Genomic DNA, 15,087 nt, shown 5'->3' on the forward strand with positions numbered 1-15,087 from the left:
AAGAAGGCGAATCGTTTGCGGTCCTATCTGCTTCTCTTATTTTGCGCATCCCTTTACGGTAGCAACTTCGTGCTGGGCTCGCTTTTGCTGCAAGCATTTCCTGCGCTGCATCTATCGGCCTATCGGCTTGCCGTCTCCTCGGTGTTCCTGCTCATTTATTTGATAGGGACCCGCCGATGGGTCCGGGTTACGCTGCGGGATGCCGTGTACTTCATACCGTATGCTCTAGTGGGGATGCTGCTGCATCAAGTTTCCTTCTTTACGGGGCTGCGCACGGTCGATGCGACGACGGCATCATTGATATTATCGTTATCACCTATTTGTACTGCGCTGTTTGCTCGCCTGTTTCTGAAGGAATCGTTTACGCTTCGGATGACGATCGGATCGGTCGTCGCCTTTGCCGGTGTCGTTTTTATTGTAGCGAATGGCGCAGGTTTCATGCTTCGCATCTCGTCCGGCATTGGATGGATGCTGATTTGCATGCTGGCATTTTCAGGGTCTGTCATTCTCATGAAAAAGCTGACTGAGCGCGTCGAACCGCTTGTGGCAACGGCTTACTCTACGATGCTGGGTTGTATTGCGGTACTTCCAGTATCGATCTGGAGCGAACCGCATGCTGAAATTCGCCCACACTATGGGTGGTGGCTTGCCTTAATTGGATCCGCGCTGCTTATCCAAGGATTATGCGCCGTCGTCTGGAACGCTCAAATTCGCAAGGTAGGCGCCGCGACGGCGTCCCTGTTTCTGAATTTGCAGCCATTCGTTGCAATGGTATCGGGCTATTTCATCCTAGGTACGCCGATTACCTATATGCAAGTTGCGGGTTCGTTACTGATTATTTGCGGCGTCATCCTGGCGACCTTCCAACGACGCTCGAAAGGAAATGCGCATGCCGATCAACTCCATATGTCCGTGGTGAAGCGATAACAGAGTGGAATGCTGGGAATTTCATCACAAACGGCCTCGATCAGGCAATGGATCATAACGGTTAGACCCTGACTTTGCCCCGAAACAGGTGGCATATTCCGGACTGAAAAATGCAGGGCCTGCACTCGTGCAGGCTCTTTTCTTCGCGGCGTAAACGGAGACTGGAAATAAATCTATTTTTGTATTGACGGTGTGAGACAGTTTTTGGTAAAGTACTGATAAGCAAAATCCAAGTAGTCAAATAGGAATAATTTAATCTTTGATGGAAATCATCAATCGTCAAGCGCCGACCGGGCCGATTCCCGGAGGCAGGGAGGGGTCAAGTGAATACACTGCTGCGACATAAAGGCTGGACTTGGGGTTTTCGAAGCACCGTTCTTCTTTATTTTGTACTGCTGGTCGTGCTCCCTTTGCTGGGAGTGTATTATCATTCGTTCTCGCTGGGATGGAGCGCTTTTGCGGAAAGCGTGAAAGACCCGATCGCGTGGAAATCCGTGCTCCTTACGCTGAAATTGGCCCTCGTGGCCACGATGATTAACGTTCTGATCGGTACGATGATCGGCTGGGTGATCGTCCGCTACCGTTTTCCGGGCAGATCGCTCCTGAACAGTCTGGTGGATCTCCCTTTTGCCCTGCCGACCGCAGTCGGGGGCCTTATGATTCTGCTTTTACTCGGACCGGGAAGCCTGATCGGCGGAGCTGCCGAAGCGCTCGGCTTCGAAATCGTGTTCCATCAGCCGGCGATCATCATCGCCATGGTATTCGTCACGTTTCCTTTCGTCATCCGTGCGGTTCAGCCGCTGCTGGAGGAGATCGATCCTTCCGAGGAGGAGGCGGCGCGGACGCTGGGGGCGTCGGGGAGCAAAATCTTTTTCAAAGTCGTGCTGCCGTCCATGCTGCCGGGTATGCTCAGCGGGGGGATGCTGGCCTTCTCCCGGGCGCTGGCGGAGTTTGGGGCCGTCGTGCTCGTTGCCGGCAACATTCCGGGCCGAACGCTGATCGCTTCCGTGTTTATTTACGGGGAGGTTGAGAGCGACAATACCGCCGGGGCCGCTGCCGTGTCGATTCTGCTGCTAACGCTGTCCTTTGTCATACTCTGGGTCGTGAATTTTGTGCAGACGAAGGGGAAGAGAGCATGAAGAAACTGTGGATTACGCTGACATACCTAGTCTTTTTCCTGCTGCTAATCGCTCCCCTCGGCAAAATGGTCATGGGCGCCTTTGAAGATGGGCTGGGCGGTCTGGGTGATGCCCTGGCAAGGCCTGAGGCGCTGCACGCCCTGATGATGACCGGGCTGATCGTCGTCACCGTGACGGTGCTGAACACGCTGCTCGGCATGATGATGGCCATCTATCTCGTTCGCGGCAGCTGGATGAGCGGCGGGCTTCGGCGCTTTCTGAACAGCATCGTCGACCTGCCGTATGCAGTATCCCCCGTCATTGGGGGGCTGATGATCGTGCTCCTGCTGGGGCCGGGAAGCGCAGTGGGGGCTTTTTTCGAGGATATCGGCTTTAAAATCGTGTACGCCTTTCCGGGAATGGTCATTGCCACACTGTTCGTTACTTTTCCGCTCATGGTGCGAGAGGTGATGCCGGTGCTGCAGGAGATCGGGGCTCAGCAGGAAGAAGCGGCCTCGACGCTGGGGGCCTACGGCTGGACGACCTTCTGGAAGGTAACCTGGCCGTCGATCCGCTGGGCGGTCATATACGGCATCGTGCTGACGGTGGCTCGCTCCCTGGGCGAGTTCGGGGCGGTGCTTGTCGTGTCGGGTAATATCATAAACAGGACCCAAACGGCGACAACGCTGGTGTACCAGGACGTCGAAAATTTCAACGTCATTTCGGCCAACAGCGTTGCGCTGGTTCTGGCTGCTTTTTCGGTAAGTCTGCTCCTCCTGATGGAATGGGCCAAAAAAAGAAGGGAAGTGCGCTGATATGCATGTGGAAGTTCGCGGATTGAACAAGCATTTTGGTGATTTTCATGCCGTAAAGGATGTGCATTTTGGAATTGAAAAGGGCCACCTGATCGGTCTGCTCGGACCGAGCGGCGGCGGCAAAACGTCGATTCTGCGGATGCTTGCAGGGCTGGAGACGCCGGACAGCGGGGAAATCCGCTTCCACGGAGAGCTGGTCAACGCGCTTCCGCCGCAGGAGCGGGGCATCGGATTTGTGTTCCAGAACTACGCGCTGTTCAAGCACATGACGGTGTTCGACAATATCGCGTTCGGCCTGAAAGTGAAGAAGACGCCGAAGTCGCAGATCAAGGACCGGGTCATGGAGCTTGTCGAGCTGACCGGGCTGGCGGGCTTTGAGAAGCGCTATCCGCAGCAGCTCTCAGGCGGGCAGCGTCAGCGGGTCGCCTTTGCCCGGGCGCTGGCCCCGGAGCCGCAGCTGCTGCTGCTGGATGAGCCGTTTGCGGCGATCGACGCCAAGATCCGGCAGGAGCTCCGCTCCTGGCTGAGAGAGCTGATCGAGCGGGTGGGCATCACGTCGATCTTCGTGACGCATGACCAGGACGAGGCGATCGAGGTAGCTGATGAAATCATGATCATTAACCAGGGACGCCTGGAGCAGAAGGGTACCCCGTGGGATATTTACAAGGAGCCGAAGACGCCGTTCGTCGCGACCTTTATCGGGGAGTCCACCGTGGTGGAAAATGCCCGCGAACTGAAAGGCTTCGAGGAAGCTGCCGAGGGCAGCGGCACCCGGGCGCTTATCCGGCCGGAGTACATCGAAGTCGGCGAACCCGACGAATTCCGGGTGCTGTCCGCGACGGAGGAAGGCATCGTGCGTCACCTGCATTTCCGCGGCAGCGAGTGGATGGTGGAAGTCGAAGTCGGCAGCCACAAGCTGATGACGTACCGCTCGCTGGAGAAGGATACGCTGCAGCCGGGTCAGCCGGTACGGGTGCTGGTGCACCGCGCTTACCTGTTTAACGACGAGCGCAGCTGGATCGAAGAGAACCAGCTCAAGGTCGACCCGATGCCGGTCATTATTTAGTGGGATCAGATACTTAACACGGATACGCTCCTCATGAGGAGATGACATAGAAAAGCCTTAGGGTTGACTCAATCCTGTAAATGCGGTCCTGTTCTTGTGAAATTGGCTGGGTTGAGCCCGATAGATCCGTTCTCGTTTTTAATGAAAATGATCGCTGAGACACCTCTTGGAAGATAACCAATATTACGACTCCAGCCTGCCCTCCGGCAGGCTGATGCGGCAAACGCGGCAAGTTTCAGCCTAAAGGAGTGGCAGACGATGCGAAAGCAGACGATGCAAAATAACGATAGAAAGCCAGCACTCCGCCCGGGTCTTCTCGGCGCTCTGCTGCTGGCCTGCATTCTCGCCTTTACCGGCTGCAGCAAGGATGCTCCGGTGAACGGCACCGTATCGGCAGCGGGCGGCGACGTCACCCTGGTGATCGGCGCGTACAGCGTGGCGAAGGATGCGGTGGCCGACATCCTGCCGAAGTTTCAGCAGGAGTGGAAGGAGAAGACCGGGCAGACGGTCAAGTTCCAGGAGTCTTATGAGGCGTCGGGGACCCAGGCGCGGGCGATTGCCGGTGGCTTTGAGGCCGACGTCACGCTGCTCGCGATGGAGGGAGACGTCGATAAGCTCGTCAGCGCGGGCCTCGTCGACAAGGACTGGAAGACGAAAAATCCGGACCAAGGCATGGTCACCCGGTCGATCGTCGTGCTGGGCACGCGGGAAGGGAACCCGCTGGGGATCAAGGATTTTCAGGACCTGACCAAGCCGGGGGTCAAAGTGCTGTACCCCAACCCGAAAACTTCGGGCGGGGCGCAGTGGGACATCAACGCGATTTACGGAGCGGGCCTAAAGGCTTCGGAGCAGCAAGGACACAAGGATCCGGCCGCGGCCAAAGCCTTCCTGGAGCAGGTCCACAAGAATGTGGAGTCGCTCGATAAGAGCGGCCGGGCGTCCATGGCGGCGTTCGAGTATGGCGTGGGCGACGTTATCGTCACGTACGAGAATGAGCTGCTGGCGCGCATCCAGCAGGGCGTCAAATACGACGTTGTCATTCCAGGGAACACGATCCTGATCGAGAATCCGGCGGCCGTCGTGGACGCTTTTGCCAAGAAGCACGGCACCACCAAGGTGGCCGAGGCGTTCGTGAAGTACCTGTGGAGCAAGGAAGCGCAGGAAATCTTCGCACAGCACGGCTTCCGCCCCGTCGACGACGAGGTGCTCAAGGTCAACGCGGCCAAGTACCCCGTGCCGAAAGGGCTGTTCGATATTAACTATCTCGGCGGCTGGAATGAGGTGCGTAACACGCTCTACTCCAAGCGGGGCGTGTGGTACCAAGTGCTGGCGGGGCTGTGAGTCGCAGGATTCATTTTTTGTAGATAGAGAAAAACAGTAGATATGAAAAGGTATGGATTCGAGTTTGTTATCTGTTACGGTATGTTATTAGATATACAGCGGCATTGGATAGGCACGGTGTAAGATAGGCGTGGAGCAGAGCATGGGTTTAAGCAGGTGACGCCGGAGGCGGGGCCTGCTTTTTTGTACTTATTGAATGGAGTAGGAGAAAACCCACTAAACATGTGCATCCTTCACCAACACATGCTAACCCTACAGGTGCGCTGAAATCGAACGGCCGGAGAAGCAGTAAAAGAGAGGTTTGGCGGCAAGAAAGGCCAGCAGGTGGACGAACGTACGCCTCCACCCAACAAAAAATGCCCGGCATCAGCCGGGCATTTCGACATTCATCTCTTGCTGGTGCCTGCGGTTCAGCGAAGGCAGGACAACGAGATAGTAGACGCTGACGATGAAGATGCTGGCCGCCAGGATCCAGTACAGCGCAGTGACGGATACCAAGCCGGGGAAGGCGACGGCCAGAAATCCGAGCGCGATCGCCTGGCCGGTCGTGTTGAGCGGCTCGATCCAGGCGCTGACACGACCCATGCTTTGGGGCTCGACGAGCTCCGGCAGCCATCCGCCAAGCACGACGTTGATCGGTGCGAGGATCACGCCGAGCAGCACCATCGTGCCCAGGTACAGCTGGATGTTGTGGAATCCGCCGGCAACCAGCGTTATGATGCCGATGAGGAACAGTCCGGTGATCAGCACGCCGACTTTGCCGATTTTTTTGATGAGCAGGGTGCTAAGTGCGCTGCCCACAAGGTAACCGATCCCGAGGAACACCATCACCAGCGGTGTGTACACCTCGTAGTGCTCCGGGCTGAGCTTGTATTTCATCGTAAAGAGGGGCAGGATCGAAAACACGCCGTTAACGATGCCGAAGAAGAAAAAGCCGAGAATAATCGCCAGCAGCAGGCGCGAACGGACGATGTATTTAAAGCCCATGCCGAAGTCGGAGGTGATGCTTTTCAGATTCAGGTCTTTCAAACGTACTTTGCCGTTGGGCTGGGAGACATGCTGCGGGAAATGGCATGACATGAGAAGCAGGGCGGAGATGATAAAGCTGGCCATGTCGATCAGAATGGCACCTTCAATGCCTAGGAAATAATAAGCGGCCGATCCGAGGCTCATGCCGAACAGCATGAATACGCCCGAGATGGACATGTTCAGACTGGAGGCCTGAACGTACTGTTCGGGTTTCATTACCCCCTGGAGCAGACTCATTTCGGCGGGCCCAAAAAACTTCGAGATGGCGCTGCGCAGGAAAAGAAGGGCAAATGCGCCTACAATCCAGTTTTCATGTACCGCCAGCAGCAGGACGATAGACAGGCCCGCGCGAATCCAGTCGCTGTTGACGGCGATGCGCTTGCGGTCCAGTCTGTCGGCAAGCACGCCGACGAACAGAAACACGACGAGCGTCGGCAGAGAATACATCAGCTCGGCTAACGTTGCGTAAGCGGGCTGATTGCTGAAGCGGTCGACAAGATAAAAGGCGAAAGCCATGCTGCCGACCATCGACCCAAGCTGGGACGCGAAGTTGGCCAAAAACATTTTGACAAATGTGGCATTGCGGAAAAGCTCCATGCAGGTGACCTCGTTTCTTCTCGAATTTTTCGGTACAACGATTGCGAACTTGGAATGATTTGAAGGACTCCACCTGGGCACTTGTATCATGCGGTTCATCCGATCATCCTGTCCGGCCTGTGCCGGTCAGGGGGCAGTTAAAAAGGCGGTGCTTGATGCGTCCGTTCGTGGTTCGCAGCTTTGATCTCAGTGTATTCGAATAAGCGGCCGGCCAAAATCGTCGCTGGTATGATTTTGAAGTCGGTCTCTGGACCGAGAACCCTCTGAAAAGCGAATATGGTATCATATATAGATTGAACTCAAGTTTCGAATTGAACCCCCTGTTGTAACAGCTTATCCAAGCCCTTCAACATGAATTTCTTGAGTTCATTCTATATAGCTGTAACGAACCAGGAATATAACCACCACCACACATACATAGGGGAAAAATAAGGAGATGACCGACGGAATGGACGCATTGATCTTTTTGGGAACCGGGGACGCGATGGGGGTGCCGCGCGTGTACTGCAGCTGCGAGGTGTGTGATGAGGCCCGGACCACGGGGATAAACCGCCGCTTACGTTCTTCCGTGCTCGTTCAGGGGCAGGGGGAAGACGACAGCTTCCTCATCGATTGCGGGCCGGATTGGCGCAGCCAGATGGAGGCGATCGGGCAGCGGGCGACAGCGCGGATGCTGGTGACCCATGCGCATTTTGACCATATCGGCGGGCTGCCGGAATGGGCGGATGAATGCCGCTGGCGGCAGGCAAGAGGGGAGCTGTACGCCCCGCAGGAAGTGCTGGACCAAATTCAGCGGCAGTTTCCGTGGATCCACCGGCAGCTTCTAATGATTCCTGCTGATGATGGAATCGAGCTTGGCGGCTGGCACATCAGCACATGGAAGGTGACGCACGGCGCGAACGGTTATGCCTATGCATACCGGCTGGAGAAGCCAAGCTTCCGCTGGGGATACTGCTCGGACTCGATCGGTCTGAACGAGGAAGAGAAAAGACCGCTGCACGGCCTGGATCTGCTGGTGCTCGGGACGAGTTTTTTCCATGAGACGGCGCCTTATCACACCCGGTCCGTGTACGATATGAAGGAAGCGGAAGAGCTGCTGCATGAAGTGAAGCCGCTGAGAACGGTCTACACGCATATGTCGCATGATATCGACCTGAACCGGTCTTATCCGCTTCCTCCGCAGGTGACGCTTGCAGTGGCCGGAATGAAGGTTGAGCTGGGCTGACCGTTACAGGAAAAAAGGGAGGTTGGTATCCATGGCAAACGTCGGCGGATGGAATGGCAGAGCATTAAACGGCCGTGGACCCGGCGGTTTATTTCCCGAAAAGTTGATGCTTGCGGACTGCCGTCCGGAGGTCAGCGCTTACTATTTTAAAGAGTGGAATGGTTTTGACATGGCCCTGCATACTCACGATTCTTCTGAAATCATGTATGTCATTGAGGGGAACTGCATGGTCGGAGTAAAGCCGTATGGCGAAAATGAGTCGGTCGTGCATTTGACCAAGGGTGGCTTTATCCTGCTGGACGGAACCGTTCCCCATCGCCTGCTGGTGACGGGGCGCTGTCGCATGCTCAACATCGAATTTCGTTTTGTCGAGCGGGAAGGGGTGCTGCCGTCGACGAAGCAGCTGGCTGAGGGAGAGGATGCGCTGGCGGCGCTGTTCCGCAACCCGGCCCCCTATGTGGTTCTGAGGGAATTTGATGACGTGCATCAGCTGCTGAAAAATCTTGTTCTTGAGCTGGACGCTGCCGAATCCGGACAGGAGCTGATGCCGCAGTTGATGCTTGCCGAGCTGTTGATCCGGATTGCCCGGCTGCATCAGGAATACGTGGAGGCCGGCCCCGATACGCAGAGCATGTATGTCCGGCAGTGCATCGAGTACCTGTATCAAAATTATGACCGCAGCATTCAGGTAAAAGACGCCGCCGAGCATGTCCGGCTTCATCCCGGGTATTTACAGCGGGTATTTAAGCAGAAGACGGGAATGTCGATCATGGAATATTTGAATGCCTACCGGATGGACAAAACGGCGATGCTCCTGCGGCAGACGGAAATTCCGGTGGCGGATATCGCGGATTATGTGGGGATCGGCAGCCGCCAGTATCTGCATCTCATGTTCAAAAAGCATACCGGTCAGACGCCGGTCGAGTACCGGAAGGCTTCCCGGATCGCAGGGTACGTGGATTCCAGGGACGCGTATGATCCAAATCTAAAAAGTGAGAATTGTTGACACTTTTCCGGCAAAGAGGTCATGAATTTGATAACGTTTTCCCAAGAAGGGTTGCTACAATACCTGTATCAGGGTGAACCTGGCGACTATTGTTGAGGGAGGCGGTTTTTGCCGTGTCATTTAAAATTGCTTTTATCGGGGCGGGAAGCATTGGCTTTACCCGCGGACTGCTGCGCGACCTGTTGTCCGTTCCGGAATTTCATAACGTGGAAGTTGCTTTTACGGACATCAATCCACACAACCTGGACATGGTGACCGAGCTGTGCCAGCGGGACATTCGGGAGAACGGACTGGACATCAAGATTCACGCGACGACGAACCGCCGCGAGGCGCTGAAGGATGCCAAATACGTCATCTGCACGATCCGCGTGGGCGGCTTGGAGGCTTTCGCGACGGATGTGGACATTCCGCTGAAATACGGCGTCGATCAATGCGTGGGCGACACGCTGTGCGCAGGCGGCATTATGTACGGTCAGCGCGGTATCGCCGAGATGCTGAGCATCTGCAAGGACATCCGCGAAATGGCATCCAAGGACGTGCTGCTGCTGAACTACGCCAATCCGATGGCGATGCTCACGTGGGCCTGCAACAAGTACGGCGGGGTTCGCACGGTCGGACTGTGCCATGGGGTGCAGGGCGGGCACTGGCAGATCGCTGAAGCTTTTGGCCTCAAGCAGGAAGAAGTGGATATCATCTGCGCGGGCATCAACCATCAGACGTGGTATGTCCAGATCCGCCATAACGGAGAGGACCTGACCGGCAAGCTGCTGGAAGCATTCGAGAAGCATCCGGATTTCAGCCGGACGGAAAAGGTGCGGATCGACATGCTGCGCCGCTTCGGCTATTACAGTACGGAATCGAACGGCCATCTCAGCGAGTACGTGCCGTGGTACCGCAAGCGGGCGGACGAAATCAACGACTGGATCGACCTCGGCAGCTGGATTAACGGGGAGACCGGGGGATACCTTCGTGTCTGCACGGAAGGGCGCAACTGGTTTGAGACCGATTTTCCCAACTGGATGAAGGATAAGCCGTTCGAATACAAGCAGGACCAGCGCAGCCATGAACACGGCTCTTACATTATCGAAGGTCTGGAAACGGGACGGGTGTACCGGGGACATTTCAATGTGGTCAACAACGGGGTGATCACCAACCTGCCGGATGACGCGATCATCGAGGCTCCGGGATACGTCGACCGCAACGGCATCTCCATGCCGGTGGTTGGAGATTTGCCGCTCGGACCGGCAGCGGTTTGCAATGTGAGCATTTCCGTGCAGCGGCTGGCGGTGGAAGCGGCAGTTCATGGCGACGACAAGCTGCTTCGCCAGGCGTTCATGATGGACCCGCTGGTCGGCGCGGTGTGCAATCCGAAGGAGATTTGGCAGATGGTCGACGAAATGCTCGTTGCGCAGGAGAAGTGGCTCCCGCAATACGGGGATGCCATCGCCGAGGCATCTGTACGATTGGCTTCCGGCAACCTGATTCCGACCCGGGAAGGCTACCGCGGCGCGGCACGACTCAAGGTAAAGACGGTGGAGGAAATGCAGCAGGACCGGGAAGCCGCGAACAAAAACGCCAGCGAATCGGATAAAGGCAAGGACCGGGCCAAAACGGTTCAGTAACAGGTAACAACCGGTAAAATCAGCCGGAAAACAAAAAGACAGCTCGCGAACAAGGATCGTTGATCCTGATTCGCGGCTGTCTTTTTTAGATATGGCGTATCGCTGAATATTCAGCCGGATTATACGTTTAGCACGAACTTCTCAATCGCAGCCTTAACGCCTTCGTCGTTGTTGCTCAACGTTACGTAATTCGCAATGTCCTTCAGCGCCTGGATGGCGTTGCCCATCGCAATGCCCATTCCTGCCGCTTCCAGCATCTCATGGTCGTTCCAGGAATCGCCGATGGCGATCGTTTCGGACATGTCGCAGCCGAAGTGGTCGGCGAGGAAGGTGAGGGCATGGCCCTTAGTGCCTTCGCGGTGCATAATTTCGAGGAAGTGCGGCTTCGATTTGGTGATGTGCACTTCGTCTCCCAGCAGGTCGCGCAGAATCGGGATCAGCTGATCCAAGTAGGCCGGATCGTCGATAATGAGCATTTTTGGCGTCTTCTGGGCGATCAGCTTTTCAAAATCCGGTTCGATATAGTAAGGGGTGCGGTTCAGCTCACTGTAATCCTTCAGCTTTTGGTTTTCTTCACGGGCGTACAGCTTGTCGTCGATATAGACCTGCAGGTGAAGGTCATGCTCAATGCAGTATTGGAACAGCTTGTAGCCTGCATCCTTCGGCACATAGCGCTCGTAGAGCACTTTTTCGTCCATCAGGTTTTTGACGAGCGCCCCTTGGTACGTAATGATCGGTACGTTCAGCCCGGTTTGACGGGCAATGGCTTGGGCGGAGGCATAGGCCCGGCCCGTGGCCAGCGTGACGACTACGTCTTTGGCGACCGCCTGCTCCAGCGCCTGCTGGGTGCCCGGGGTCACCTCTTTATCGTCGTTAATCAGAGTATCGTCGATGTCGATCGCGATCAATTTGTACATGGTTCTCTCTCCTTTGTTCATGTCCGAACCCTTCGCCGGGAAAGGCGTTGAACGGCTCGTCCATGTTCTCTCTATCGCAGGAAGGGCATCTCTCTAAACTCTCCTGCACAGTATGGCTTATTTCTAGATAATAGAATCTATCGTTTTCAGCGAAGCTGAAGCATTCTATTATCGCAAGAAAAGTTTCCGCTAAGCGCGGTCTGTCTTCTGTGGATTACTTCGATCATACTTTTCTTATTGTACCTCACGCGGGGCAGATTTCAATTCCGCGAGGATCATTCCGGCAAAAATACAAATACATCCCAGCCCCGCCGCAGCGCCCAGCACCTCTCCGCCGAAGGTGACGCCCGTCAGTGCGGCAAAGACCGGTTCCATGGCGAAAATGACGGCCACCCGCGACGGGTTCGTATATTTCTGGCATACGGTCTGGATCCAAAAGGCAAATGCGCTGGTCGGTCCGATGGACACTAGGAGCGCCCAGATCACTTCCGGCTTCAGCAGATGATCTGTCACCTGCCCCAGCGGGCCCACATCCTCAAACAGCAGCGAAGAGAGGAGGCTGAGCAGTCCGACGACCGCCATCTGCATCGCAGCCAGGGGCAGCGCGGAATAACGGGGCGCGAACACGCCCGTATACGCCACATGCAGAGCAAACGCCACCGCGCACAAAAAGATGAGAAAGTCTCCTTTGTTCAGCGTAAGGGAGGTGCCGGCGAAGGCCAGCAGGTACAGTCCGGCGGCGGCCAGCAGCGCGCTGATCCACGTATAGCGGGAAATGGGGGTTTTCAGCAGCAGAAGCGCCAGAAACGGAACAAATACGACGGACAAGCCGGTGATAAAACCGGCGTTCGAAGTGGTCGTGTACAGCAGTCCCACGGTTTGGAAGGCATAACCCAGAAACAAAAAAAGGCCCAGCAGGCACGAATGGAGCAGCATCCTGCCGGAAATGTCCCGCCACTGGCTGCGGTAGAAGATCGTAATGATCAGGGCCAGCAGCACGGCCGCACCCAAGAAGCGGATGCCGTTGAAGGCCAGCGGAGGCAGGACCCGGACCGCATGCTGCACGATCAAAAAGGTACATCCCCACATCATCGCCACGATGAGCAGGCTGAGGTCGGCAATACGGGAGCGGTTCAATGAAGTCATTCCTTTCACGGTTCGTACGATCGGCCTGTGCATAACAGGCAAGCGACCAAATTGTAACGTAAAATAGGAGGGAGGACAAGGATCAAAAGGAGCACAAGGGCGGGTTCAGGCATGACGGAGCCTGGGAAACCTGCTATAATGTGGGTGGAAACGGAGATGATACGATGGCCAAGAAGAACCGAAACCAAGCCCCGAGCAAGCCACAGGTCTCGGACAAACCGGCGACGCTGAAGGATCTCCTGAGCAGCGAGGTGCTGGATAAGCTGAAGCAGCAGTCCAGTGAGCTGAAGGCGGAGCAGCAGAAGCAGAAAGAAGAGCAGGAGAAACAAGCGGCCGAAGCGCGCAAAGCGGAACAGAAGCGCCTGGAGAACAATTTTGAACATCTGCTGGAGAACAGCAGCATGGACTGGCGTAAATATAAATAAGAAAATGATATCTTAGGAGAAAAGCTGCCGTTGCCGGCAGCTTTTTGTGTGCTTATTTTTCACCGTCCATTCCCAGCTTTTTTTCAAATAGGATGTAGTCCTGTCCGGGACCGGCATAATCTTTGGCTGTCGTCAGATTAAAGCCCATGCGGGCATGAAACTTCATCGAAGTTTCGTTCACGGTCGAGGTAATGCAGCGCACCGTATCGCAGCCGAGCTGAAGGACTTTTCCGAAAAAAAGCTCGTATAGCGTCCGGGCCGTGCCCTGCTTGCGGTAATCCGGATGGACGCCGACAAAATGGATATACGCTTCATTCGGATGCGTCTGGGACTGGAAACCGATCAGGAAGGCGACAAGCTCTCCATTCACTTTCTCTTCCATCACAAAGCTAGTCTTTTGAAAATGTTCGAAAAACAGCTTCGGCAGCAGATGCGTCATTTGGCGTCCGCCCCACCAGTCATTGACGACCGGGATCACGCGGTCATAGTCGGTCTCATGGATCGGTCTGATTTGCATAAGAATACCTTACCTCCGTTCATTCTATCCGTCTGAGCTGAGCGGATCATCACCCGCCTGCAGGCTTTTGCAGCCGATTATACCATACGATGGGGAGGCTCAAGCGACAAAAAAGAGAGGTCCATCGATATCATGGTACCTCTCTTTGCTGTATGTCACGTTGTCCATTCGGACGAACACCGGAGCCGGACTATTCTTCCAGGAAGATGAGCCCGATCAGGTCGTCCATCACGATGTTGCCGAAATAGTGCTTCACGTCGATGTCCGCGAGGGCTTCCCGGACTTCGGATTCTTCATAACGCTTGCCGCGCAGACGGTCCTCGATATCCGCCACATCGCCTACACCGAAAAAGTCGCCGTAAATTTTGATGTCCTCGATACGTGCGTCTTTGATGTCCATCCGGATGTCGATGATGCCGACCGGGAATCGCTTCGTGTGCTTGACGTTGGACTGCGGAGACTGCCCGTAATTCCATTCCCAGTTCTGATACCGGTCCTTGGAAATTTGGTTGATCTTCTCCCAGTCGGCTTCAGTTAGCCGATACTGCGGCACCTCGTTTGCTTCCATGCCGAAAATATAACGGAGCAGCTCGGAGCGGAACTCCTCGATCGTCATCTTCTGGTTCATCAGCTCACTGATGTTGGCGACGCGGCTGCGCACGGATTTGGTGCTCTTCGACTTGAACTTCTCCGGATTGGCATTCAGGGAAGCTTGAACGTCGTCCAGATTCAGGTTGAACATGAGCGTGCCGTGGCTGAACATCCGGCCCCGAGTCGAGAACTGGGCGTTACCGGAAATCTTCTGCTCGCCGACCTGCAGGTCGTTGCGTCCGCTCAGTTCCGCGTTTACGCCCATATGCTGCAGCGCGTCGATCACCGGCTGGGTAAACTTCAGGAAATTGTGGAACGATTCCCCGTCGTCCTTGGTTATGAAGCTGAAATTGAGGTTGCCGAGGTCGTGGTACACCGCACCGCCGCCGGAGAGCCGGCGAACGACTTTGATATTCTGGTCTTTCACGTATTCCTGATTGATCTCCTCGATCGTGTTCTGATGTTTACCGATGATGATCGAAGGACGGTTAATGTAAAACAGCAGGTAGCTGTCGTCCATGGGCAGATGTTTGAGGGCGAATTCTTCAATCGCCAGATTGACGGCAGGGTCGGTAATTCCCTGGTTATCGATAAACAGCATGTTTGATTCCTCCGTTAAAAGGCCTTAATTAATTCGTTTCCTTGTCTATTGTAAACCAATTGCGGACAAGAAACAAAAGCGAAAACCGAATTGACGCGCACCGAAATTTGGCGCAATAATGGGGTCATTCGTAAACGATTCAAG

14 protein-coding genes are annotated in these 15,087 nt (G+C 55.4%); 9 read left to right on the top strand and 5 right to left on the bottom strand.

Annotated elements, in window-relative coordinates; genetic code table 11:
- The first annotated feature begins 15 nt into the window (after positions 1–15).
- From CJP46_RS09265 to CJP46_RS09285, 5 genes are all read left to right on the top strand, one after another.
- Positions 16–927, top strand: a complete 912-nt coding sequence (locus CJP46_RS09265; protein WP_094595327.1) for a DMT family transporter — start codon at positions 16–18, stop codon at positions 925–927.
- A gap of 323 nt (positions 928–1,250) precedes the next feature.
- Positions 1,251–2,066: a sulfate ABC transporter permease subunit CysT gene (gene cysT / locus CJP46_RS09270; RefSeq protein ID WP_094595328.1), complete on the top strand. Its 816-nt coding sequence runs from the start codon at positions 1,251–1,253 to the stop codon at positions 2,064–2,066.
- The gene (locus CJP46_RS09275; RefSeq protein ID WP_094595329.1) at positions 2,063–2,860 is read left to right on the top strand and encodes a sulfate ABC transporter permease subunit; all 798 of its coding nucleotides are present in this window, start codon (positions 2,063–2,065) and stop codon (positions 2,858–2,860) included. Before cysT ends, CJP46_RS09275 begins: the two co-directional genes overlap by 4 nt.
- A 1-nt stretch (position 2,861) precedes the next feature.
- Positions 2,862–3,926 (top strand): sulfate/molybdate ABC transporter ATP-binding protein, encoded by a 1,065-nt coding sequence (locus CJP46_RS09280; RefSeq protein ID WP_094595330.1) that lies wholly within the window; start codon positions 2,862–2,864, stop codon positions 3,924–3,926.
- A 273-nt stretch (positions 3,927–4,199) separates the two neighbouring features.
- Positions 4,200–5,267 (top strand): sulfate ABC transporter substrate-binding protein, encoded by a 1,068-nt coding sequence (locus tag CJP46_RS09285; protein WP_094596116.1) that lies wholly within the window; start codon positions 4,200–4,202, stop codon positions 5,265–5,267.
- Between the two features lie 366 nt (positions 5,268–5,633).
- On the opposite strand, the gene CJP46_RS09290 is transcribed toward CJP46_RS09285, so the two are convergent.
- Positions 5,634–6,893, bottom strand: a complete 1,260-nt coding sequence (locus CJP46_RS09290; protein WP_094595331.1) for an MFS transporter — start codon at positions 6,891–6,893, stop codon at positions 5,634–5,636.
- 448 nt (positions 6,894–7,341) lie between these two features.
- On the opposite strand from CJP46_RS09290, the gene CJP46_RS09295 reads away from it, so the two are divergent.
- The 3 genes from CJP46_RS09295 (at position 7,342) to melA (ending at position 10,746) form a co-directional block, all read left to right on the top strand.
- Positions 7,342–8,118 carry an MBL fold metallo-hydrolase gene (locus CJP46_RS09295; RefSeq protein WP_094596117.1) on the top strand — a complete coding sequence of 259 codons (777 nt, stop codon included), beginning with the start codon at positions 7,342–7,344 and terminating at the stop codon, positions 8,116–8,118.
- 31 nt (positions 8,119–8,149) lie between these two features.
- On the top strand, positions 8,150–9,124 hold the full coding sequence (locus tag CJP46_RS09300) for an AraC family transcriptional regulator (protein ID WP_256992279.1): 975 nt from the start codon (positions 8,150–8,152) through the stop codon (positions 9,122–9,124).
- Positions 9,125–9,237: 113 nt separating this feature from the next.
- Positions 9,238–10,746, top strand: coding sequence for an alpha-glucosidase/alpha-galactosidase (gene melA, locus CJP46_RS09305; protein ID WP_094595332.1), 1,509 nt, complete (start codon positions 9,238–9,240; stop codon positions 10,744–10,746).
- Positions 10,747–10,865: 119 nt separating this feature from the next.
- Here melA and CJP46_RS09310 read toward each other — a convergent pair whose 3' ends face one another.
- Both CJP46_RS09310 and CJP46_RS09315 read right to left on the bottom strand, forming a co-directional pair.
- Positions 10,866–11,663: a Cof-type HAD-IIB family hydrolase gene (locus tag CJP46_RS09310; protein ID WP_094595333.1), complete on the bottom strand. Its 798-nt coding sequence runs from the start codon at positions 11,661–11,663 to the stop codon at positions 10,866–10,868.
- 234 nt (positions 11,664–11,897) lie between these two features.
- On the bottom strand, positions 11,898–12,800 hold the full coding sequence (locus CJP46_RS09315) for a DMT family transporter (protein ID WP_094595334.1): 903 nt from the start codon (positions 12,798–12,800) through the stop codon (positions 11,898–11,900).
- Positions 12,801–12,973: 173 nt separating this feature from the next.
- On the opposite strand from CJP46_RS09315, the gene CJP46_RS09320 reads away from it, so the two are divergent.
- Positions 12,974–13,234: a YqkE family protein gene (locus CJP46_RS09320; RefSeq protein ID WP_094595335.1), complete on the top strand. Its 261-nt coding sequence runs from the start codon at positions 12,974–12,976 to the stop codon at positions 13,232–13,234.
- 52 nt (positions 13,235–13,286) lie between these two features.
- Here CJP46_RS09320 and CJP46_RS09325 read toward each other — a convergent pair whose 3' ends face one another.
- Positions 13,287–13,751, bottom strand: coding sequence for a GNAT family N-acetyltransferase (locus tag CJP46_RS09325; RefSeq protein ID WP_094595336.1), 465 nt, complete (start codon positions 13,749–13,751; stop codon positions 13,287–13,289).
- Positions 13,752–13,941: 190 nt separating this feature from the next.
- A complete protein-coding gene (lplA, locus tag CJP46_RS09330; protein ID WP_094595337.1) occupies positions 13,942–14,943 on the bottom strand; it encodes a lipoate--protein ligase in 1,002 nt (333 codons plus the stop codon).
- Positions 14,944–15,087 lie beyond the last annotated feature (144 nt).

This window comes from Paenibacillus sp. XY044 (assembly GCF_002257645.1).
Classification (GTDB): domain Bacteria; phylum Bacillota; class Bacilli; order Paenibacillales; family Paenibacillaceae; genus Paenibacillus_AQ.

Excerpts from the sequence above, each read along its gene's own strand:
- CJP46_RS09320 (WP_094595335.1), top strand. The coding sequence starts at position 12,974 with ATGGCCAAGAAGAACCGAAACCAAGCCCCGAGCAAGCCACAGGTCTCG.
- lplA (WP_094595337.1), bottom strand. The coding sequence starts at position 14,943 with ATGCTGTTTATCGATAACCAGGGAATTACCGACCCTGCCGTCAATCTG.
- CJP46_RS09295 (WP_094596117.1), top strand. The coding sequence starts at position 7,342 with ATGGACGCATTGATCTTTTTGGGAACCGGGGACGCGATGGGGGTGCCG.
- CJP46_RS09310 (WP_094595333.1), bottom strand. The coding sequence starts at position 11,663 with ATGTACAAATTGATCGCGATCGACATCGACGATACTCTGATTAACGAC.
- CJP46_RS09290 (WP_094595331.1), bottom strand. The coding sequence starts at position 6,893 with ATGGAGCTTTTCCGCAATGCCACATTTGTCAAAATGTTTTTGGCCAAC.
- CJP46_RS09275 (WP_094595329.1), top strand. The coding sequence starts at position 2,063 with ATGAAGAAACTGTGGATTACGCTGACATACCTAGTCTTTTTCCTGCTG.
- CJP46_RS09285 (WP_094596116.1), top strand. The coding sequence starts at position 4,200 with ATGCAAAATAACGATAGAAAGCCAGCACTCCGCCCGGGTCTTCTCGGC.
- CJP46_RS09300 (WP_256992279.1), top strand. The coding sequence starts at position 8,150 with ATGGCAAACGTCGGCGGATGGAATGGCAGAGCATTAAACGGCCGTGGA.
- CJP46_RS09280 (WP_094595330.1), top strand. The coding sequence starts at position 2,862 with ATGCATGTGGAAGTTCGCGGATTGAACAAGCATTTTGGTGATTTTCAT.
- CJP46_RS09325 (WP_094595336.1), bottom strand. The coding sequence starts at position 13,751 with ATGCAAATCAGACCGATCCATGAGACCGACTATGACCGCGTGATCCCG.